The sequence below is a fragment of the Sphingopyxis sp. BE259 genome (genome assembly GCF_031457495.1).
Taxonomy (GTDB): Bacteria; Pseudomonadota; Alphaproteobacteria; order Sphingomonadales; family Sphingomonadaceae; genus Sphingopyxis.
On sequence record NZ_JAVDWM010000001.1, the window covers coordinates 2,723,938 to 2,744,166 of the forward strand.

Here is a 20,229-nt window from a genome sequence, read left to right on the forward strand (position 1 = left end):
GGCAAGGCGGGGCAAGAGGGATCGCGGCTTGCACGCACCGGCCGTGCTGATATGCGCAAATTCGCATGACATCTGTCGCCGCCCCCTCGGCCGCCGCGCCGCAAAACTATCTGGGCGGCATCGCGCTGCGGCTGCTGGCGATGGCCAGCCTGTCGCTGATGTTCGTGGTCGTCAAATATGTCGATCGGTCGGGCATCCACATCGTCGAAAGCCTGTTCTGGCGCCAGGCGCTGGTCCTGCCCTTCCTGCTCCTGTGGGTGATGGCGACCGGCGGCTTCGCCTCCCTGAAAACCAACCGCATAGGCGCCCACACCCGGCGGATGCTGATGGGGTTGACCGGCATGGCGTGCAATTTCGGCGGCATGATCCTGCTACCAATGGCCGAGGCGACGACGATCAGCCTGTCGGTGCCGATCTTTGCGGTGATCTTTGCCGCGCTGCTGCTCGGCGAGGCGACCGGATGGCAAAGGTGGAGCGCGGTGGTCATCGGCTTTGTCGGCGTGCTGGTCGTGCTCGATCCCTTCACGAGCTTTGCGGGCGGGTTCGGCGGCGCGCACGGCCTTGGCACGCTAGTCGCGCTGGCGGGGGCGATCATGACCGCGCTGATCACCATTGCCGTGCGCGACCTCGGCCGCACCGAAAACGCCGCGACGATTGTGTTCTGGTTCAGCCTGCTGTCGATGATCCCCCTCGGCATCGCCCTGCCCTTTGTTTTCACCCCGCACAGCGGCAGCGAATGGCTGCTGCTGCTCGCGCTCGGATTTCTCGGCGCGGTCGTCCAGATGTCGCTGACCGGCGCGCTGCGCCTCGCCCCGGTCGCGGTCGTGATCCCGATGGATTATTCCAGCCTGCTGTGGGCGATCGCTGCTGGCTGGTGGTTTTTCGGCACCCTGCCCGCCGATACGACCTGGGTCGGCGCGCCACTGATCATCGCGTCGGGCCTGTTCATCGCCTGGCGCGAGCATCGCCGCCATATCGCCCGCCCCAAGGAGGTTGCCGCATGACGTTACCGATCCTCTACCACTGCCCCGACGCCCGCTCGCTGCGCTGTCTGTGGGCGGTCGAGGAGGCCGGGATCGATGTCGACCTGCGCGTCCTGAAATTCCCGCCGCGCGCGTTCGAGCCCGATTATCGCGCCGTGAACCCGCTGATGACGATCCCCGGCTGGGTCGAGGATGGGCGGCTGATGACCGAATCGGCCGCGATCTGCGAACGCATTGCCGAAGGAACGCCGCTGGAGGTGCGCCGCGACGAGGGCGATTATTGGGATTATCGAAACTGGCTGCACCGCAGTGACGCGACGCTGACATTTCCGCTGGCGATCATGATCCGTTACACGCGGGTAGAGCCTGAGGAGCGGCGGCTGGCGCAGGCGGTCGAGGACTACAAAGCCTTCTTTGGCGGTCGCGCCAAGAGCATTGAGACGACGCTAAGCGACGGGCGCGAATGGCTGGTCGCGGGGCGGTTCACGATTGCCGATATCGCGATCGGCTATGCAGCGTTTCTGGCAACGACGCTGGGGGCGGACGATGTGCTGGGCGAAGCCACCAAGGCGTGGCTGGCGCGGTGCGTGGCGCGCGAGGGGTTTGTGCGGGCGCGAGAGAGACAGAGGGGTTAGCGGCTCAAGTCTGGCGCGGCGTTCTTCATCGCGATGCCTTCGACTGGCTCTGGGACGGGCCTGATCGGGAATTGGGCCGACGCGGACCACGAGATGGTCCAAAGTTCAGAAAAGTTCAGCCTTGTGCGTGCCGCGATTTGGACCTCTTTCTGCGCCAGATAAAGGCGCCAAATGAAGGCTGGCACAGCCGGGTAATGTAGGAAAGGCCTTTTTGGAGGCGATGTCTGCTTTGGGGTGGGGAGCGGACGTTCCCCACCCTCGTCATTCCCGCGAAAGCGGGAACCCAGGGTGGGATCAGCCGACGCACGCCCTGGGTTCCCGCTTTCGCGGGAATGACGAAGTAAAAAACAGCGAACGTCCGCTCCCGGTCGCCAACCGCCGCTCAATTCACCATCCGCGCATACCCTGCCCAATATGGCGCGCGCAGATCCTTGCGCAAAATCTTGCCGCTGGCATTTCTTGGCAATGCATCGATTACATCGACGCTGCGCGGGCATTTGAACGGGGCGATGCGTTCGCGTGCCCAAGCGATGATGTCGGCCTCGTCGACCGTCATCCCGGGCTTGGCGACGCATACCGCCTTCACGCTTTCGCCCCATTTGTCGTCGGGGATGCCAAACACCGCGACCTCCTGCACCGCGGGGTGGCCAAAGATCGCGCTTTCGACCTCGGCGGGGTAGATGTTCTCGCCGCCCGAAATGATCATGTCCTTCATCCGGTCGTGGATGAACAGATAGCCATCCTCGTCGAGATAGCCCGCGTCGCCGGTGCGGATCCAGCCATCGGCGCTGACCGTCTTGGCGGTCGCATCGGGCAGGTTCCAATACCCCAGCATATTGTTCGACGACCGGGTGACGACCTCGCCCACTTCACCCACCGGCACCGCTCCGCCATCGGGGCCAAGGATCTTGATCTCGACCCCCGGCAACGGCTTGCCCGCCGAGCGCATCCGCGCATTGCCCGCCGGGTCATGATCCTCGGGCGGCAGCATCGAGATGGTGCCGGTGGTTTCGGTCATGCCATAGGCCTGAATGAACTGCGCCCCGAACATCTGGATGCACTGGCGCAGCAATTCGAGCGGGATCGGCGCGGCGCCGTAGAGGATATATTTGAGGCGGCTGTAATCGACCGTGGCGCAGCGCGGGTGCATCAGCAGGAATTGCAGCGCCGCGGGGACCATGAAAAAGCGCGTCACGCCATGCTGCTCGACCGCGTCGAACACCCCATCGGGGTTGAATTCGGCCAGGATGATGCCAGGCAGCCCGGCGGCGAGCGCCATGATGCCAAGGCCGGTGCCGCCGATATGCGCGCACGGCATCGCGACCAGCACCGCCTCGTCATCGTCCCATTTGGTGTAGGGCAGGTCGAGGTCGTTCGAATGTTTGCGGAGCGCGAACAGGTTGCGGTTCGACAGCACCGCGCCCTTCGGATTGCCGGTAGTGCCCGAGGTGTAGAGCTGGAGCACCGCATCATCGGTGCCCGACGGGGCGAAGGCGGTCCGCGCGGCGCCGTCGATCATCACCCGCGCCTCAGCCGCTCCGACAATGGTGGGGGCATGGTCGAGTTTGCCCGCCAGCTGCTCGGCCAGATTTTCGAATCCCGGCCCCGCGAACACCATCTTCGCCTGCGTGTCGTTGACGATGAACGCCCACTCGGTCGGCGACAGCCGCCAGCCGATCGGCGCCATGACGATCCCGGCGCGTGCGGCGCCGTAGAAGAGGATGAAATAGAGATCGCTGTTCTTGCCGATCCACGCGATCCGATCGCCCTTTTGCAGCCCTGCGGCAAATAGCGCCGAGGCGACTTTCGCGGTCGCATCGTCGAGTTCGGCATAGGTGTAAACACGGTCTTCCTCACGCAGCGCGACGCGGTCGGCGCGCTCGCTGGCCCAATGGGTCAGGAATTCGTCGAATGTGAAAAGATCCGAAACGTCGCGCGGCATGAACTCTCTCTCCTCGAATCGCATCTTTTGCGTGCAATTGGAGAAAGGCTAGCGGCTGTGGGCGGCAGGTAAAGCGCCTATCGACAACCCTGTCAGCAACGTCAGGTGCGGCGGAAGAGGAGCATAAGATTGTTCGCAGGCATTGCGCGGCGTTCGGCGAAGATCAGGCCCGCGGCAGCGGCTGCCACCTTGACGTCATCGATGTTACGCAGCCCCCACGCCGGATCGCGTGCGCGAAGGCTGGCGTCGAAAGCAATGTTGCTGTCCGCGGTCGGCACGTCGGGCTCGATATAAGGGCCGTAGAGGATCATCGGCGCCCCGCCCGGTAGCAGCCGCGCCGCGCCCGCCAGCAACCCCAGCGTCGCCGCCCACGGACTGATATGCACCATGTTGATGCACAGGATCGCGTCGGCGTGATCGATCGGCCAGCCGTCAGCGGACGCATCGAGCGCCAGCGGCGGCGCGATGTTCGGCAGCCCCGCTTCACCGCACCAGGCGGCGATCGAGACCAGCCCGGCCGGATCGGGATCGCTCGGTTGCCATTGCAGCGCCGGGAAAGTTGCGGCGAAATGGACGACATGCTCGCCCGACCCGCTCGCGACTTCCAGCACCGTCCCGGTCGCAGGCAACCATTCGGCGAGTACCGCCGCGATGGCATCACGGTTCCGCAGCGTCGCTGGGGCGTGACGCCTGTCGTCGCTGCCGCCGTCGTCGGGCATCCACGGCGGCGAGGAGCCCATCAGCCCTTGGCCTGCGCCCGCGCGCGGCGCTCCCGCACGATCAGCCACGCGAGCAGCCCCACCGGGCCGACCATCAGGGTCAGGAACAGGAAGGGGAATTGCACGACGCGGCTGAAGCCCTTTTGATCGGCGTCACGCGCGATCCACAGGCCGGTGAACAGGTCGAACGCCAGATAATGGACCCACCCCAAGGTCGCGCCGCCCGGGCTGTCGAACAGCTTCATCACCCCCGCCAGCGTCGTGAAGTCACCGCCGCCGGGACCACCCGGATCGATGCCGCCGCTGAGAAAGCCGACGATCATCACCGTATAGGCGAGGCAGAGCAGGAACACCCCGGCATAGAGGATTGCGGCAAGAATTTTCGGACCGCGCGGCAGGAAGGCGAGCGCGATCCAGCTGGCAAACGCCCAATAATTGGCGAGCAGAAATATCGTATCCCAGGTCATTTACAGTCTCCCCCCACCCGGCGCGCAATGACGGCCTTGACGCAATGCTAGATCAGTCCGCCCAGCCCGAACAGCAATAGCCCGCCAAGCAACGCGATCAACCCGGTCACCACGATCAGCATGGTCACCCGCGCCGCCGGGAAGCGCCGCGCGGCGACGAACACCAATGCCGTGCCGCAGCCGATCGCGATCAGCGGCGCGTAAAGGAACACCCAGTCGTAGCTGAATTCGCGGCGAACGCGGACCAGTTCCCACTGCTCGACGATCAGGCCATAGAGCGTGATCGCGGCGAGCCAGACGACGGCGAAAACGACCGCGAACAGCGCGCTGGCAGCGAGGCAACCGACGTCACCCCGCGGCGTGGCGCGGTTGCGGTCGTGGTTCAACTGCCGCCGATCTCGCTCAGCGACGGCGCACCGGGCGCCGCAGCGGGTTCGTTCCACGCCAGGATCGGCTTGCGTGCTGCCGCAGTCTCGTCCAGCCGGGCGCGCGGCGCGAAATGGGGGGCGGTTTTCAGTGCCGGGTCACCGTTCTTGGCGCGCATCGCGACGCTGCGCAGTGCGCCGATGAACTGGTCGAGCGCCGCCTTGCTTTCGGTCTCGGTCGGCTCGACGAGCATCGCGCCATGGACGACGAGCGGGAAATAGACGGTCATCGGATGATAACCCTCATCGATCAGCCCCTTGGCGATGTCGAGGGTCGAGAAGCCCTCGGCGAGGCCTTTGTCGCTGAACAGCGCCTCGTGCATGCACGGCCCCGATGCGGCGAACGGCGCGTCGAGCACGCCCTCCAGGCTGCGCAAAACATAATTGGCGTTGAGCACCGCATCCTCGGCCACCCGCTTCAGCCCGTCGGCGCCGTGGCTGAGGATATAGGTCAGCGCGCGGGTGAACATGCCCATCTGGCCGTGGAAGGCGGTCATGCGGCCAAAGGTCTGCGGATGATCCTCGCCTGCGCTTTCCTCTTCGATCAGCCGAAAGCCGCCCTCGTGCGGAGTGACGAAGGGCAGCGGCGCGAACGGCGCAAGGGCTTCGGACAGAACGACCGGCCCCGAGCCGGGGCCGCCGCCGCCGTGCGGGGTCGAAAAGGTTTTGTGCAGGTTGATATGCATCGCATCGACGCCAAGGTCGCCGGGGCGCACCCGGCCGACGATCGCGTTGAAATTGGCGCCGTCGCAATAGACATAACCGCCCGCGGCGTGGACCGCGTCCGAAATCGCCTTCATGTCGCGCTCGAACAGCCCACAGGTGTTGGGGTTGGTGATCATCACCCCCGCGACGTCGGGGCCAAGGCGCGCCTTGAGCGCTTCGAGGTTGACGCGGCCCGCCTCGGTTGCCGGAATATCCTCGACGGTAAAGCCCGCAAAGGCCGCGGTCGCGGGGTTGGTGCCGTGCGCGCTTTCGGGGACCAGAATGACACGGCGATCTTCGCCGCGCGCTTCCAGCGCCGCCTTGATGCAGAGGATGCCGCACAATTCGCCATGCGCGCCGGCCTTGGGCGACATTGCGACGCTGTGCATGCCGGTCAGTGTGATCAGCCATTCGGCGAGTTCGTGGATGACCGCATAGGCGCCCTGCACCGTTTCCTGCGGTTGCAGCGGGTGCGCGTCGGCGAAGCCGGACATGCGCGCGACCTTTTCATTGAGGCGCGGGTTATGCTTCATCGTGCAGCTGCCGAGCGGGAACAGCCCGAGGTCGATCGCGTAATTCTGCCGCGACAGGCGCGTGTAGTGGCGCACGGTTTCGGCTTCGCTCAGCCCGGGCAGGCCGATCGGCGCGGTGCGCGCGAGGCCGCTGAGATCGGCGGCGGGCGCGGCTTCGTCGAAATCGACGCCGGTGGTGGCGGTCGAGCCGATTTCGAAGATCAGCGCTTCCTCCAGCATCAGCGCGCGGTTGCCGGTGAAGGTGGCGCGGTCGTCGGCGCCGCCCGCAGCAGTCATTTCGGGGCGCCAGCCGGCGGGGTTGAGCGCGGTCATGCCAGAACCTCCTTCAGCGCCGTGGCAAAGGCGGAAATGTCCGCCTCGGTCACGGTTTCGGTGACGGCGACGACGAGGCCGTTCCCTAGCGCTGCGTTGTCGGGATAGAGGCGGCCGAGCGATACACCGCCCAGGACGCCCTTTTCGGCCAGCTGGTGGACGACGGGGCGGGCCTCGGTCGGCAGCAGCAGGGTGAATTCGTTGAAATAGCCGTCGTTCATCACCGACACGCCGGGGATCTTTGCCAGTTCGGCCGCGGCCGCTTTGGCGCGGCCGTGATTGATTGCCGCCAATTGCCGCAGCCCCGCCTCTCCAAGCAAGGTCATGTGAATACTGAAGGCCAAAGCACAGAGCCCTGAATTTGTACAGATATTGCTCGTCGCCTTTTCGCGGCGGATATGCTGCTCGCGGGTCGAGAGGGTCAGCACGAAGCCACGCTTGCCATTGGCATCTACCGTTTCGCCGCACAGGCGCCCCGGCATCTGGCGGACATATTTGGTCTTGCAGGCGAACAGGCCGACATACGGCCCGCCGAATTGCAATCCGACACCGAGCGACTGACCCTCACCGACCACAATGTCGGCGCCCATTTCGCCCGGCGCCTTGATCAGGCCAAGCGCGACGGGTTCGGTGACCACCGCGATCAGCAGCGCGCCCGCCGCCTGACAAGCCGTTGCGAGCATGGTCATGTCGTCGATGCGGCCGAGGATGTCGGGATATTGGACGACGACGCAGCTGGTGTTCTTGTCGATTGCGTCGGCCAGTTCCGCCCAATCGGTCCCCGCCGCAAGGCTCGGATCGCCATCAACGAGCATATCGCCGGTATATTTCGCCATCGTCCGCGCCACGCTGCGATAATGCGGGTGAAGGCCGGTCGACAACAGCGCCTTGCCGCGCTTGGTGATCCGCCGCGCCATCACGATCGCCTCCCAGCACGCGGTCGATCCATCGTACATCGACGCATTGGCGACGTCGGTGCCGAGCAACCGCGCGACCTGCGACTGGAATTCGAACAGCATCTGGAGCGTGCCCTGCGCGATTTCGGGCTGATACGGGGTATAGGCGGTCAAAAACTCGCCGCGCTGGATCAGATGGTCAACGCTGGCGGGGACGTGGTGGCGGTAGGCGCCCGCACCAAGGAAGAAGGGACCGTCGCCCGCCGCGCGATTGCGCCGCGACAGCGCCGCCATATGGCGCTCGACCGACAGCTCGCTGGCGTGCAGCGGTAGGTCGGCGATCGGGCCGTCGAGCCGCGCGTTGACAGGGACATCGGCAAACAGATCGTCGATCGTCGCTGCACCGATCGTCGCCAGCATCGCGCTGCGGTCGTCGGCCGTAAGGGGGAGGTAACGCATGAACTACTCCGCAGAAGAAGCTGGATTTTGGGAAAAAAGCTGGACGGTGTCGGCAAGGGTGCCGGAAAAGATCGCTGGTCCCGCGTGGGTGGTGCGAACCCACGGCGCCAGCCAGATGCGGTAACCAGCATCGCAAACGCGGCGGCAAAAGGCGTAATCGTCGGACAGCAATGCCTGGCTTTCGGGTTCGATATAGGGGCAGAAAAAGGCCGGAACGACCTCGCCAACGCCATGCGCCTGTCGCTCGGCTGGATCGGGGCGGAACACCAACTCGGGCATCGCCGCCGCCATACCTTCAAGCACTTCGCGGCGGATCAACATCATCGCGGTGCCGAGCCGGGTCAGCTCAACCAGATCGGTCATCCGGAAATTCTGGTCGGGATGAAGGAAATGCAGCGCAAAATCGCCGGCATAGCGCGCGAGATCGCCGGGATTGTGCTTCGCCATTCCTAACTCGACCGCGCGCGCGACATTGGCCCAATTGGTCATCCGCCGCGGATAAGCACCGCCCAGCACCCCGCATTCGGGGTGCGCCGCCATCGCCTCGATCAACGAAAACACATCATCGGCCGAAAAGTCGATGTCGGCATCGATGAACAGCAGATGCGTGCATTCGCTGGCCAGGAACATCGCGGCCAGCATGTTGCGGGCGCGAGTGATCGACGGCTGGTACAGGATGAATTCGAAGCGCACCGACACGCCCGCCGCCTGCGCCCGCAGCGCCAGCGCCAGCGCCGCGCGGACATAGGTGCCCTGCGCGCCTTCGTAGATGGGCGTCGCCACCATCAGGCGGCAATTGGCGAGGGCGGCGGTCGTGGCGATCGCATTGTCTCCAAAAAAGCCCCTCCCCTGAAGAGAGGGGTGCGATCGCTAAAGCGCGTCGCAGAAGGCTTTGTAGGCCTTGGCGTCCATCAACCCGTCGAGCTGACTTTTGTCGCTCAGCGCCAGGCGGAAGAACCAGCCTTCGCCTTCGGGGTCCGAATTGACCAGCGCCGGGTCTTCCTCCAGCTGGCTGTTGCCTTCAGTCACGGTACCATCGACGGGGGCATAGACGTCGCTCGCCGCCTTCACCGATTCGACCACCGCGGCGTCGCCGCCCTGGCTGAGCTCGGCGCCGGTATCGGGAACCTCGACGAACACGATGTCGCCCAGCTGGCCCTGCGCGAAATCGGTGATGCCGACCGTCGCGACGTCGCCGTCGACATCGATCCACTCATGCTCTTCGGTGTAATAACGCGGCATCGATCAAGCTCCTGTTTTACGAACATAATTATGCGGGACAAAAGGCATGGCGACGACGGTGCAGGCCACCCGCTTGCCGCGCACTTCGGCGGCGATTGCGGTGCCCGGCTCGGCATGGTCGCGCGGCACATAGCCCATGGCGATCGGCGCGCCGACGCTAGGGGCGAAGCCGCCCGACGTCACGACGCCAATTTCGGTGTTGCCGTCGAACAGCTTGGCGCCCTCGCGCACTGGCATTTTGCCATCGATCAGCAAGCCGACGCGCTTGCGCGGGCTGCCGTCGGCGAGATGCCCAAGGATGCGCGCCGCGCCGGGAAAACCGCCTTCCCCGCGGCGCCGTTTCTGGATCGCAAAGGACAGGTCGCCCTCGACAGGGTCGATCGCTGGATCGAGATCATGGCCATAGAGCGGCAATCCCGCCTCCAACCGCAGACTATCACGTGCGCCCAATCCGATAGGCTTCACCTCCGGCTCGCCGCACAGCAGATCGGCCACCGTCGCCGCGGCTTCGGCAGGGACCGAAATCTCGAACCCGTCTTCGCCGGTGTAGCCCGACCGGCTGATCGTCGCTGATACGCCGCCGATCTGAAACGCGCCGAAGCGCATGAATACCAGCGCCGAAAGCGGCCATTGGCCGGTCACGTGGCGACTCAGCGCCGCCTCGGCGCCGGGGCCCTGCAGCGCCAGCAGCGCCTGATCGTCGAGATGATTGATCACGATGTCGTCGGGCAGATGCTCGCGCAGATACGCGATGTCGTCCCATTTGGTGGCGCCGTTGACGACCAGATAGAGATATTCGGGCCAACGCGAGACCATCAGATCGTCAAGGACGCCGCCATCCTCGGCAAGCAGCAGCGAATAGCGCTGCATACCCAACTGCAGCGTCGACAGGTCGATCGGCAGCAGCGCCTCGACCGCTGCGTCGAGCGCCGCCTTGTCGCCGCCTTCGTGCGAGAGCAGCAACTGCCCCATATGGCTGACGTCGAACAGACCGGCGTTTTCGCGCACCCACAAATGTTCGGCCATGATGCCTTCGTACTGGATCGGCATCCAGTAGCCCGCGAATTCGACCATCCGGCCGCCCTTGGCGCGATGCCAGGCGTCGAGCGGCAGAACCTCGGTCGCTGCCTCGATTGCGGCGTCTTCGTCGAGCTGTTCGGTTTCGGTCATGTCAGTCTCCCGCGGTTGCACGGCGGATGCGCGGCGGGCTGCCGCACCTTTCGCCATGCCCCCTCTGTCACGGGAACCTGAGAGTTTTCCTCCATCACATGACGGAGTTACCCCTTCGGTGGTTCCAGCCGCCCCTGTTTCGGGTCGCCGGAACGCTTTCCAGAGTGTCCGTTCCAGCCTGCGCGGTCCTGCTGACCTGAGAGTTTCCGGGGCGGTTGCTCCTTCGGTGGTGAGGCGCCGGTTGCCCTGCCCTCACGCTCTCCCGCGCGGCCGGTCGAATCTCTTTAGGGGAGGCCCGACAGACGCCCGAGCCTTGGCGCTGCCCCTGGGCGGAGTCAATCGGCCAGCGCGCGGATTGCGTCGTTTTCGTGGATATGCACGCCAGAACCGCCCTCGCCCGCGAGCTTGACGATCGCAGCGGCAACCGTGGCGCCCTGAATCGAGCGATAGCGGCGGAAAGACCCGTGCAGCAAAGCATCGGCCAGCGGCGCCGCGATCGTCGCCAGCCCCTCGCCCAGCCGCGGCGGCCCGGACCGATCGCCAAGCAGCAGCCCGGGCCGCATAAGATCGAGCCGATCGAACCCGAGCGCGCGCAGCCCATCCTCGGTCTCGCCTTTGGTCCGCAGATAGAAATTGGCCGCCTTCGCTGACGCACCGACGGAGCTGACAACGATCATCTGCCGGGTGCCGCCCAAGCGGGCGCCGCGCGCCGTCGCCAGGATCAGATCATGGTCGACGGCGCGAAACGCTGCTTGCGACCCCGCCTGGCGGATCGTGGTGCCAAGGCAGCAGATGAGCACCGCGGGTTTTTCCGCCGCGATGATGTCCGGCCAGGCTTCGGGCGACACGACGCGTTCGGCGTGGTGCGGCGCCAGTCCGTCAACCGGGCGGCGGGTAACCACGGTGATACTATTGTCCCCGAACCCTTCAATCACCGCGCGCCCGATCAGCCCGGTCGCGCCGACGAGCAGCGCCTCAGACATGCGCCAGCGCGTCCGGTACTGCGGCACGCCCGAAAATGTCGGCATAACGGTCGATGGCAAAACGATCGGTCATCCCGGCAATATAGTCGCCGATATGGCGGATTGTCGCGGTCGTTTCGCCGGGCAGTCGCGCAGACCAATCCTCGCCCATCAGCCGTGGATCATCGGCGTAGGCGGAAAACAGACGCCCGACGATCTGGTTCGCGGCCTCGGCGGCGGCGACCTGTTCGGGATGATGATAAAGATTGGCGTACATGAAGCGTTTGAGGTCGCGCTCCTGCGCCGCCAGATCGGCCGAAAAGCCGCCGAGCGGGCGGCGCGCGGCGCGGACCTCGGCGACGCTGGTGACGCCCGTCGCCGCGACATTGGCCTGGGTCGCCGCAATGACATCGTTGACCATCACCCCGATCTGGTCGCGCACCAGTTCGCGCAGCAGACGGTCGCGCGGCGCGCCCAGGAAGCGTTCCTCGACGGCCCGGAAATTGGCGGCGACAAACGGTTGTTCCATCAGTTGATCGAGGTCGAGCAACCCGGCGCGCAGACCATCGTCAATGTCGTGATTGTCATAAGCGATGTCATCGGCGACCGCCGCAATCTGCGCCTCAAGGCTCGCATGACTGCCAAGGTCGAGGCAGAAATCACCGTCGATCGCGGCCAATGCCCAGCCGGGGTTCGCGACCGGGCCATTATGCTTGGCCAGCCCTTCCAGCGTTTCCCAGGTCAGGTTCAACCCGTCGAACCGCGGATAGGGACATTCGAGTTGCACCAGGGTGCGCAGCGTATGACCATTGTGGTCAAAGCCGCCATGGTCTGCCATCGCAACCTTCAGCGCATCCTCCCCTGCATGGCCGAACGGCGGATGGCCGATGTCGTGCGCGAGGCACAAGGCCTCGGTCAGATCCTCGTTCAGCCCCAGTGCCCGGGCGATACCGCGGCCGATCTGCGCGACCTCGATACTGTGGGTCAGTCGGACGCGGTAATGATCGCCATCGGGCGCCACGAACACCTGCGTCTTGTGGCGGAGGCGACGAAAGGCGATCGAGTGGATGATGCGGTCGCGGTCGCGCTGGAAATCGTCGCGCGGGCCGCGGACGACACGGCCCAGTTCGGCATAGCGGCGCCCACGGCTTCGCGCGGGATCGCTGGCGCACGCGGCCACGCTCACTTGATCGGATCGACGGCCTGGCCCGCCTCGCTGTTGAACAGGAAACCGTCGCCGCCCGCCTTTTTATAGCCGGTCAGCCAGTCCTGCGCCGCCTTGCGGTCCTTGAATGGTCCAACCAGCAAGCGGCGGGTCTTGCCCCATTCGGCGGTCGCGCCCGCCTTGCCCTTGAACAGATCGGGGCTCTTCTTGGCAAACTTGCCATAGTCGGTCGCGAGCGCGCGGGCGTTGGCGCCGGTCGCAACCTGCACCCAGATGCGCGGCGGATTGGCCTTTTTCTCGGCCGCTTCGGCTTTCGCCTTGATGTCGGCTTCGGCCTTGGCCTTGCCCGCGACGGCGTCCTTCTCGCGCTTCGCATCTTCGGCCGCGTCGGCGCGGCGCTTGTCGTCGAGCAATTTGGCGAGCGTGTCGGCGCCGATGGCGTTGTCAGGCTGGGCCAGTTCCTCTGGCGGAATTTCAATCGAACCGACAATGTCGGCCAGCGAAGCAAGTGGCGGCACCGCCGCCGCCGATCGGTCGGGGGCCACGTCGCGCCCGACGTCAGCGAGCGAAAAGCCCGGCCCCACGGGCTCCGCCGACGTCGTGGGACTCGGCCCCATAGGTGCGGCGACGGAATTTGTCGCCACCGCGGCAGGCGCCGCTTTGGCATCGACGAACACCGGCGCCGGCCCCGCGGCGGCGGGGAACGGATTTTGCGGTGTGGGACCGACCCTGACGATCGCCGGCGGCGGGCTGTCGGCGGCCGGGAACGGATTTTCCCGTGTCGGTCGGGGGGTGTTGGAGGCGGCCGTCGTTACCGGAGCGGCCGACGCACTCGGCGCCGCGTCAGCGGGCACCGAACGCCGGGAGGTCGGCGCCGGCGTCGGCGTCGGAGCCGGGGTGGCCGCCACAGACGCCGCGGGCGGGCGAGCGGCGCTGCCCGATGGGCGCCTGGATGTTGCGGCCGACGATGGCGTCGGCGACGGTGTGGCAGCCGCGACCTGCACCGGCTTGCGCCTGGCCGCGAGCTGGCCGTTCGGGAAGCGACCGAAATGCGCCGCGGCGGCCTGCTGCGCCGGATTGAGCCGGTCCATCTGGGTCAGATAGGGCAGAATATTCTGCGCCATGGCGGGCGGCATCGTCGCGTTGACGATCTCGCTCGCCTCGCCATCGCGGCCGTTCATCGCCAGAATCATCGCGCGCAACCGCCACGCGCCGCGATCCTGCGCCCGCAGCTGCGGCGTCAGCATCGCCACCGCGCGATCGGTTTCGCCGCTGATCCCCAGCGACAGCGCATAGCGGCGCGTGAGTTCGTCATTGGGGGCAATCGCCAGCGCCAGCTGATAATCGCGCTGCGCCGCGTCCTGTTGGCCCAGCAGATCGCGCGCCAGGCCGCGATCAGACAGGAACACCCGTTCGGGCGCCCCAAGCAGCTGTGCTTCGCCGAAATAATCGAGCGCGCGGGTCGGGTTCTCCATATGAACCATCGCCGACCCGAGCGCCGCCTTGACCGCACCGTCGCGCGGACTCGCCTGTTCGGCGCGGACCAGAAAACCCAGCGCAGCGCGATGATCGTCGAGTTCGATCGACGCCCGGCCCGCATCGAGCAACGCGCGCGGATCGCTGTTGTTCGCGGCGATGCGGGCCAGCGCCGACGACAGCAGGGTGCGCGCCGCAGTGCGCTTTTCCATCGCCGCCTTCGTCGCGGCATCGGGCGGCGTCACCTGCGCGTGGACAGGCGACAGCGCCGCCGTCCCCAGCAACAACGCACCGAGCGCACCGACACCGCGCCGCGCGCGCGCCGGCTTGCCCGTCATTTTCGCTTGCCGCATGGGCAAATCATCCCGATTTCCGGCCCGCCGTGCCCGGTGGGCGGCCGTTCGCTAGCCCCGTTACTGGTTGTTCTGACGCCCCAAGAAGCGCGGAATATCGACCCCGTCCTCCTTGTCGCCAGCGTCGGCGTCGGGCGCAGGCGCCCCGCGCGACAGGCGCGACATGCGTTCGAACAAGGTGCCGCCGCCGATCGAGCGCGCCGCAGTTTCCTCGCTCGCCGCGCCCTCGCCAGCCGGCGCCGCCTGATATCCGGCAACCGCCGCTTCGGGGGCATCGAGCACGAGCTCCTCCGACGTATCATCATAGCTCGCCGCGACCTGCGACAATTCCATCGGTTCTTCTTCGGCCGCAGGTGTCTCGACATCGCTCAGCGAGAAGCCAGGGGTGGGCTCATTGTCATCCGCCGCCGGCACGTCGGCGACGGGTTCTTCCTGAGCGACCGGCTCAAACGTTTCTTCGGCGACCGGTGCAGGCGTTGCCGCACGGGCCGGAGCAAAGGAGAAGCTGCGCGTCGCGGGCGAGGCCTGCGCCGCCATTTCGCCGTTGCTGTCGATCCCGGTGGCGACAACCGAGACGCGGATCTTGCCGTCGAGGCTGTCGTTGAACGCGCTGCCCCAGATGATGTTTGCGTCGGGATCGACCAGTTCGCGGATATGGTTCGCGGCCTCGTCGACTTCCATCAGGCGCATGTCCTCGCCGCCGGTGATCGAAATAATGACGCCCTTCGCGCCCGCCATTGAAACACCGTCGAGCAGCGGATTGGCAATCGCCTTTTGCGCGGCTTCGAGGGCGCGGCCGTCGCCTTCGGCTTCGCCGGTGCCCATCATCGCCTTGCCCATTTCGCGCATCACGCTGCGCACGTCGGCAAAGTCGAGGTTGATCAGGCCGGGCATGACCATCAGGTCGGTGATGCCGCGCACGCCCTGTTGCAGCACTTCATCCGCCATGGTGAAGGCTTCTTTGAACGTCGTGTTCGGGTTGGCGACCAGGAACAGATTCTGGTTCGGAATGACGATCAGCGTGTCGACATGATCCTGCAGCTCGGCAATGCCCGAGTCCGCCGAGCGCATGCGGCGCTGACCTTCGAAGGTGAAGGGCTTGGTCACCACGCCGACGGTCAGGATACCGCGATCGCGCGCGGCCTTGGCAATGACCGGCGCCGCCCCGGTGCCGGTGCCGCCGCCCATGCCCGCCGCAACGAAGCACATATGCGCGCCGTTCAGCGCCTCTTCGACCTGCGCGATGCTTTCCTCGGCAGCCGCGCGGCCAACCTCGGGCCGCGAACCCGCGCCCAGCCCCTGGGTGATCTGCGTCCCCAGCTGGATACGCCGTTCGGCGGGCGACGCGTTCAGCGCCTGCGCGTCGGTGTTGGCAACGATGAAGTCGACCCCCTCGACCCGCGCTGCAATCATGTTCGCGATGGCATTGCCGCCCGCTCCGCCGACGCCGATCACCGCGATGCGCGGCTTCAGTTCATCGACCTGCGGCGGGCCAATATTGATGCTCATCAAATAGTCTCCCTGCAGCGGCGGACAGGTGCCGCTTCCCCAACCTTGCGACCCAAACGAGCGGGTGTCCCGCCGCCCGGTTTTCTGATCCCGCATTGCACTATTGTGACGTGGGAATCACCCAAAAAATTAACCTTTTTTCGCGTTTCACCGCTAAAAACTGCTTTTTAACGCTGCCATCAACCGGTGGAGGATCGAAGTGCCCGCCGGACGATAGACATCCTGCGACATCATGGGGAGATCGCGCAGGTCGACGGGGTCCGACGCCGCGTAGAGGACCAGACCGGCGAGCGTCGCGAAAGCGGGGCCGCTGTGCGCATCGGGCAGACCGTGCAGCCCGCGCGGCCGTCCGACGCGCGCGGCACGGCCCAGCGCGCTCTGGGTATAGTCGGCAATGCCTTTCAGGTCGGCGCCGCCACCAACCAGCACCACTTGCCGCCCGATCGGGCCGACAAAATGCAGATCTTTGAGCGTCCTGCCGATCTCTCCCATCATCGCGTCGAGCCGCTGGCGGATCACCGCCACCAATTGTGCGCGGGTGATGCGCGGGGAATCGCCGGTGGTCGGCGCGCCCGGTTCCAGTTCGATAATCTCGTTATTGTCGCGCGGGCTGGCTGACGCCGAGCCATAAAAGCTCTGCAACCGCTGCGCCTGACTGCGGCGGATGCCAAAGGCCGAGGCGATGTCATCGGTGATGTCGCTGGCGCCAAAGGGCAGCGACGCCATTTCGACGAGCATCCCCCCGGCATAGAGCGAGACGGTCGTCACCGCGGCGCCGAGTTCGACCAGCGCGACGCCAAGGTCGCGTTCCTCGTCCGACAGACACGCAAGGCCCGCCGCGATCGGCGATGCGACCACCGCGTTAACGTCGAGATGCGCCTGCCGCACCGCTGCCTCGAGATTCCGCACCGGGGCGCCGTCGGCCATGATGATATGAATGTCCACGCCCAGCCGATCGGCGTGAAGCCCGATCGGGTTCTTGACCCCGGTCAGCCCGTCGAGCGTGTAGAGCGCGGGCTGCGCGTGCAGGATCATCCGGCCTTCGGGATCGATCCCGGCGCGGCCCGCGGCGAGCAGGTCGTCGATGTCTTCTTTTTCGATCCGGTGGCCGCCGAGTTCGCTTTCGATCGGCGCCACATCGCTGAGCAAGCCGCCAGCCGAAAAGCTGACCCACACATCGTCGATGTTCAGCCCCGCGATGCGCTCCGCCTGTTCGATCGCCTCGCGCACAATATGTTCGGTTTGCTCCATATCGGCGACATAGCCGCGCTGTACGCCGCGGCTTTCGCGCTGACCGGTGCCCAGCACATGGAGCTGGCCGTCGGCGGTCTGCCCCGCGATCAGCGCGCACACCTTCCACGACCCGACATCGAGCGCGGTGATGATCTTTTCGATGCGCGGCGGGGCCATGGCTATCCCTTCTCGGCCGCAGCGACGTCGGCGACCGCATCGACCGCGGCGCGCGCCTCGTCGAGCTTCGCGGGCGCCACCTGTCCTTCGTGCGGCAGGCGGAGGACAAAACGCGCGGGGTCGCGCATGTCAAAGCGCAATATGCCGCGCCCGAGCAGACGGTTGGCGCCGTCCATATGGGCAAATTTGGCGAGCGCCGCCTTGGCCTGACTCTCGCCCTCGGGCAGCGACAGCGTCTCGCCGCTGCGGAAACGCAGATCCCAGCGGCGGTTGCCGACCCATGTCGCCCCGGCGAGCAGTTCCTTGAGGCTGCTCGCTTCGGCCAGCAGCCGGTCCAGATCCTGCGAACGCTGGTTCGCCTTTGGGCCGATGACCAGCGGCAAATCGGGCATCGTAGCCACCGTGACCGGTTCGAGCACCACGCCCTTGTCGTCGATCAGCGACAGGCGATTATTATGCTGCCAGATCGCCGCCGGAGTCCGTTCGACGATGTCGACGACCAGCGTATCGGGCAACCGCCGCGACACGCGGGCATCCTTGATCCAGCCGTATTTCATCAGGTCACTGCGCACCCCGTCCAGATCGACCGCCGCCATCGAGCGGTCCTTCTGCGCGAGCGCGATGTCGTAGACCTTCAGCCGGTCGATGCGGTCGGCACCGACGACCTCGACCTTTTTGACCTGGAACCCGGCGCGGCCGACGGCTTGGGCATATTCCTCGTGGACCTTTGCCGTCACGCCGGTCGCGTGCGCCGCGATTCCGGCGACGGCGAACAGGCTGAGGCCGATCGTCCAGTTGGCGACCTTTTGCAACCGCTGCGGGCTGATCGGCAGGGCGTTGATGACCGCGTTGAGCCGCGACGTCTGTACCTTGCGCCGCTTCTTTGGCGCCCGCGCCGGGCGCCGTGGCGGCGAACTGCCGCGCTTGATCCGCGTGTTACTCATAACGCTTCCCCCACGATGCGTTCGACCAGTTCGGCATAATCCAGACCTACCGCGCGTGCCTGCTCAGGCACCAGGCTGAGCGGCGTCATCCCTGGCTGGGTGTTGACTTCGAGCAGGAAAATCCCCGCGAGCCCATGTTCGTCATCCCAACGAAAATCCGAGCGCGATGCGCCCTTGCAGCCGAGCAGGCGGTGCGATTGCAACGCCAGGTCCATCATCCGCTGTGCGACGTCGGCGGGGACATCGGCGGGGCAGACATGCTCGGTAAGGCCATCGGTATATTTGGCATCATAATCGTAGAAACCGGATTTGACGCGCAGTTCGGTGACCGCGAGTGCCCGGTCGCCAAGCACCGCGACGGTCAGTTCGCGGCCCTTGATAAAGGGTTCGGCGAGCAGGCGATCGAATTCCTGCCAGGGGCCGACGGCGCCGCGCGCGATCGGGTTGCCGTAATTGCTGTCGTCCTTGACGATCGCGACGCCGACTGACGATCCTTCGTTGACGGGTTTCAGCACATAGGGGCGCGGCAAAGGGTCGATGGAATAAAGGCTTTCGCTGTCGACCATGGTCCCCGTCGGCATCGGAATACCATGCGGCACCAGCGCCTGCTTCGTCAATTCCTTGTCGATCGCGATGACCGAGGTGACAAGGCCGCTGTGGGTGTATTTGAGCCCCATCAGGTCGAGCATTCCCTGCACGGTGCCGTCTTCGCCGGGGACGCCGTGGAGCGCGTTGAACACAACGTCGGGCTTCGCCTCGGCGAGTTTCTGAGCGACGTTCCGGTCCATGTCGATGCGGGTGACCTTATGGCCGCGGCTTTCGAGCGCGTCGGCGACGCCATTGCCACTCATCAGCGACACGTCGCGCTCGGCCGACCAACCGCCCATAAGGACGGCGACATGCAACGGACCCCGGCTCACTTCGCCACCCCCACGCGCTGAATCTCCCATTGCAGTTCGACGCCGCTCTTGTCCTTCACCCGGCGCCGCACTTCTTCACCCAGCGCCTCGATATCGGCGCTGGAGGCGTCGCCGGTGTTGATCAGGAAATTGGTGTGCTTCTCGCTGACCTGCGCGCCGCCGACCGCGAAGCCGCGGCATCCGGCTTCATCGACCAATTGCCAAGCCTTGTAGCCATCGGGGTTCTTGAAGGTCGAGCCGCCGGTTTTCGAGCGCAACGGCTGCGATGCTTCGCGACTGGCCGAGATGCGGTCCATTTCGGCCTGAATGGCGGCGGGTTCGCCGGGGTGGCCGCGGAAGGTCGCGCCGACGACGACCGCCCCGTCGGGCAATGCGCTGTGGCGATAAGTATAGCCGAGGTCGGCGAGTAACAGCGTCCGGCGTTCGCCCGAGCGCAGGACGATGTCGGCGTCGATCAAGATGTCCTTGACCTCGCCGCCATAGGCACCGCCGTTCATCCGGACGAATCCGCCGACGGTGCCGGGGATCGAGCGCAGGAACTCCATCCCGGCGATGCCCGCATCGCGCGCGGTCGAGGAGACGAGGATGCCCGATGCGCCGCCGCCGCAGCGCAGCGTCGTCGCGTCGATCGCTTCGACCTTGGCGAACGCCTTGCCGAGCCGGACGACGACGCCAGGAAAGCCGCCGTCGCGGACGATCAGGTTCGAACCAAGGCCGAGCGCCATGACCGGCGTCGCCGGATCAAGATCGCGCAGGAAATCGGTGAGATCGTCGGCGTCCTTGGGTTCGAACAACCAGTCGGCGGGGCCGCCCGACTTGAACCAGACGAGCGGCGCGAGCGGTGCCTTCGCGGTCAGTTTGCCGCGGACGGATGGGAGGGTTTCGGTGGCGGTCACCGCACTACCCCTCCCCGTTCGTGTCGAGCGAAGTCGAGACACCCCGAAGGCGCGCGCCAGCGAGAGGCATCTCGGCTTCGCTCGATGCGAACGGAAAATGGATGAA

Annotated in this window: 19 protein-coding genes and 2 riboswitches; of the genes, 2 read left to right on the forward strand and 17 right to left on the reverse strand. The window is 66.0% G+C overall.

Annotation, left to right across the window (positions count from 1 at the left end):
* Positions 1 to 65: 65 nt before the first annotated feature.
* Positions 66 to 1,004 carry a DMT family transporter gene (locus J2X44_RS13140; protein WP_310084800.1) on the forward strand — a complete coding sequence of 313 codons (939 nt, stop codon included), beginning with the start codon at positions 66 to 68 and terminating at the stop codon, positions 1,002 to 1,004.
* Positions 1,001 to 1,618, forward strand: a complete 618-nt coding sequence (locus tag J2X44_RS13145; protein WP_310084803.1) for a glutathione S-transferase — start codon at positions 1,001 to 1,003, stop codon at positions 1,616 to 1,618. The genes J2X44_RS13140 and J2X44_RS13145 overlap by 4 nt, the downstream gene beginning before the upstream one ends.
* A gap of 382 nt (positions 1,619 to 2,000) precedes the next feature.
* On the opposite strand, the gene J2X44_RS13150 is transcribed toward J2X44_RS13145, so the two are convergent.
* The 17 genes from J2X44_RS13150 to murB form a co-directional block, all read right to left on the reverse strand.
* Positions 2,001 to 3,560 (reverse strand): fatty acid--CoA ligase, encoded by a 1,560-nt coding sequence (locus J2X44_RS13150; RefSeq protein ID WP_310084806.1) that lies wholly within the window; start codon positions 3,558 to 3,560, stop codon positions 2,001 to 2,003.
* 101 nt (positions 3,561 to 3,661) lie between these two features.
* On the reverse strand, positions 3,662 to 4,300 hold the full coding sequence (locus tag J2X44_RS13155) for a DUF938 domain-containing protein (RefSeq protein ID WP_310087046.1): 639 nt from the start codon (positions 4,298 to 4,300) through the stop codon (positions 3,662 to 3,664).
* On the reverse strand, positions 4,300 to 4,746 hold the full coding sequence (locus J2X44_RS13160) for an ABA4-like family protein (protein WP_310084809.1): 447 nt from the start codon (positions 4,744 to 4,746) through the stop codon (positions 4,300 to 4,302). Before J2X44_RS13160 ends, J2X44_RS13155 begins: the two co-directional genes overlap by 1 nt.
* Before the next feature lie 47 nt (positions 4,747 to 4,793).
* Positions 4,794 to 5,132, reverse strand: coding sequence for a hypothetical protein (locus J2X44_RS13165; RefSeq protein WP_310084811.1), 339 nt, complete (start codon positions 5,130 to 5,132; stop codon positions 4,794 to 4,796).
* Positions 5,129 to 6,685 carry an aminomethyl-transferring glycine dehydrogenase subunit GcvPB gene (gene gcvPB, locus J2X44_RS13170; protein ID WP_310087048.1) on the reverse strand — a complete coding sequence of 519 codons (1,557 nt, stop codon included), beginning with the start codon at positions 6,683 to 6,685 and terminating at the stop codon, positions 5,129 to 5,131. Before gcvPB ends, J2X44_RS13165 begins: the two co-directional genes overlap by 4 nt.
* A 32-nt stretch (positions 6,686 to 6,717) precedes the next feature.
* A complete protein-coding gene (gcvPA, locus tag J2X44_RS13175; RefSeq protein ID WP_310084813.1) occupies positions 6,718 to 8,076 on the reverse strand; it encodes an aminomethyl-transferring glycine dehydrogenase subunit GcvPA in 1,359 nt (452 codons plus the stop codon).
* A gap of 3 nt (positions 8,077 to 8,079) precedes the next feature.
* The gene (locus tag J2X44_RS13180) at positions 8,080 to 8,862 is read right to left on the reverse strand and encodes a glycosyltransferase (protein ID WP_310084816.1); all 783 of its coding nucleotides are present in this window, start codon (positions 8,860 to 8,862) and stop codon (positions 8,080 to 8,082) included.
* Between the two features lie 84 nt (positions 8,863 to 8,946).
* Entirely contained in the window at positions 8,947 to 9,318 is a 372-nt protein-coding gene (gene gcvH, locus J2X44_RS13185; RefSeq protein WP_293703093.1) for a glycine cleavage system protein GcvH, read from the reverse strand.
* A gap of 3 nt (positions 9,319 to 9,321) precedes the next feature.
* Positions 9,322 to 10,488: a glycine cleavage system aminomethyltransferase GcvT gene (gcvT, locus tag J2X44_RS13190; protein ID WP_310084818.1), complete on the reverse strand. Its 1,167-nt coding sequence runs from the start codon at positions 10,486 to 10,488 to the stop codon at positions 9,322 to 9,324.
* Positions 10,489 to 10,542: 54 nt separating this feature from the next.
* Positions 10,543 to 10,661: riboswitch (glycine riboswitch) on the reverse strand.
* A riboswitch (glycine riboswitch) is annotated at positions 10,662 to 10,763 on the reverse strand.
* Positions 10,764 to 10,823: 60 nt separating this feature from the next.
* Positions 10,824 to 11,516: an NAD-dependent dehydratase gene (locus tag J2X44_RS13195; RefSeq protein ID WP_310084820.1), complete on the reverse strand. Its 693-nt coding sequence runs from the start codon at positions 11,514 to 11,516 to the stop codon at positions 10,824 to 10,826.
* Positions 11,464 to 12,636 carry a deoxyguanosinetriphosphate triphosphohydrolase gene (locus J2X44_RS13200; RefSeq protein WP_310084823.1) on the reverse strand — a complete coding sequence of 391 codons (1,173 nt, stop codon included), beginning with the start codon at positions 12,634 to 12,636 and terminating at the stop codon, positions 11,464 to 11,466. Before J2X44_RS13200 ends, J2X44_RS13195 begins: the two co-directional genes overlap by 53 nt.
* Positions 12,633 to 14,429 carry an SPOR domain-containing protein gene (locus tag J2X44_RS13205; RefSeq protein WP_310084827.1) on the reverse strand — a complete coding sequence of 599 codons (1,797 nt, stop codon included), beginning with the start codon at positions 14,427 to 14,429 and terminating at the stop codon, positions 12,633 to 12,635. The genes J2X44_RS13200 and J2X44_RS13205 overlap by 4 nt, the downstream gene beginning before the upstream one ends.
* Positions 14,430 to 14,504: 75 nt before the next feature.
* Positions 14,505 to 15,953: a cell division protein FtsZ gene (ftsZ, locus tag J2X44_RS13210; RefSeq protein WP_310084829.1), complete on the reverse strand. Its 1,449-nt coding sequence runs from the start codon at positions 15,951 to 15,953 to the stop codon at positions 14,505 to 14,507.
* A gap of 153 nt (positions 15,954 to 16,106) precedes the next feature.
* Positions 16,107 to 17,363 (reverse strand): cell division protein FtsA, encoded by a 1,257-nt coding sequence (gene ftsA / locus J2X44_RS13215; RefSeq protein WP_310084831.1) that lies wholly within the window; start codon positions 17,361 to 17,363, stop codon positions 16,107 to 16,109.
* A 2-nt stretch (positions 17,364 to 17,365) separates the two neighbouring features.
* Positions 17,366 to 18,307: a cell division protein FtsQ/DivIB gene (locus tag J2X44_RS13220; RefSeq protein WP_310084833.1), complete on the reverse strand. Its 942-nt coding sequence runs from the start codon at positions 18,305 to 18,307 to the stop codon at positions 17,366 to 17,368.
* The gene (locus tag J2X44_RS13225; RefSeq protein WP_310084835.1) at positions 18,304 to 19,227 is read right to left on the reverse strand and encodes a D-alanine--D-alanine ligase; all 924 of its coding nucleotides are present in this window, start codon (positions 19,225 to 19,227) and stop codon (positions 18,304 to 18,306) included. Before J2X44_RS13225 ends, J2X44_RS13220 begins: the two co-directional genes overlap by 4 nt.
* Positions 19,224 to 20,123, reverse strand: a complete 900-nt coding sequence (gene murB, locus J2X44_RS13230) for a UDP-N-acetylmuramate dehydrogenase (protein ID WP_310084837.1) — start codon at positions 20,121 to 20,123, stop codon at positions 19,224 to 19,226. Before murB ends, J2X44_RS13225 begins: the two co-directional genes overlap by 4 nt.
* Positions 20,124 to 20,229 lie beyond the last annotated feature (106 nt).

What these genes read in the sequence shown, in the direction of transcription:
- J2X44_RS13140 (WP_310084800.1), top strand. Translation starts at nt 66, where the DNA reads ATGACATCTGTCGCCGCCCCCTCGGCCGCCGCGCCGCAAAACTATCTG.
- J2X44_RS13145 (WP_310084803.1), top strand. Translation starts at nt 1,001, where the DNA reads ATGACGTTACCGATCCTCTACCACTGCCCCGACGCCCGCTCGCTGCGC.
- J2X44_RS13150 (WP_310084806.1), bottom strand. Translation starts at nt 3,560, where the DNA reads ATGCCGCGCGACGTTTCGGATCTTTTCACATTCGACGAATTCCTGACC.
- J2X44_RS13155 (WP_310087046.1), bottom strand. Translation starts at nt 4,300, where the DNA reads ATGGGCTCCTCGCCGCCGTGGATGCCCGACGACGGCGGCAGCGACGAC.
- J2X44_RS13160 (WP_310084809.1), bottom strand. Translation starts at nt 4,746, where the DNA reads ATGACCTGGGATACGATATTTCTGCTCGCCAATTATTGGGCGTTTGCC.
- gcvPB (WP_310087048.1), bottom strand. Translation starts at nt 6,685, where the DNA reads ATGACTGCTGCGGGCGGCGCCGACGACCGCGCCACCTTCACCGGCAAC.
- gcvPA (WP_310084813.1), bottom strand. Translation starts at nt 8,076, where the DNA reads ATGCGTTACCTCCCCCTTACGGCCGACGACCGCAGCGCGATGCTGGCG.
- J2X44_RS13180 (WP_310084816.1), bottom strand. Translation starts at nt 8,862, where the DNA reads ATGGTGGCGACGCCCATCTACGAAGGCGCGCAGGGCACCTATGTCCGC.
- gcvH (WP_293703093.1), bottom strand. Translation starts at nt 9,318, where the DNA reads ATGCCGCGTTATTACACCGAAGAGCATGAGTGGATCGATGTCGACGGC.
- gcvT (WP_310084818.1), bottom strand. Translation starts at nt 10,488, where the DNA reads ATGACCGAAACCGAACAGCTCGACGAAGACGCCGCAATCGAGGCAGCG.
- J2X44_RS13195 (WP_310084820.1), bottom strand. Translation starts at nt 11,516, where the DNA reads ATGCCGACATTTTCGGGCGTGCCGCAGTACCGGACGCGCTGGCGCATG.
- J2X44_RS13205 (WP_310084827.1), bottom strand. Translation starts at nt 14,429, where the DNA reads ATGACGGGCAAGCCGGCGCGCGCGCGGCGCGGTGTCGGTGCGCTCGGT.
- ftsZ (WP_310084829.1), bottom strand. Translation starts at nt 15,953, where the DNA reads ATGAGCATCAATATTGGCCCGCCGCAGGTCGATGAACTGAAGCCGCGC.
- ftsA (WP_310084831.1), bottom strand. Translation starts at nt 17,363, where the DNA reads ATGGCCCCGCCGCGCATCGAAAAGATCATCACCGCGCTCGATGTCGGG.
- J2X44_RS13220 (WP_310084833.1), bottom strand. Translation starts at nt 18,307, where the DNA reads ATGAGTAACACGCGGATCAAGCGCGGCAGTTCGCCGCCACGGCGCCCG.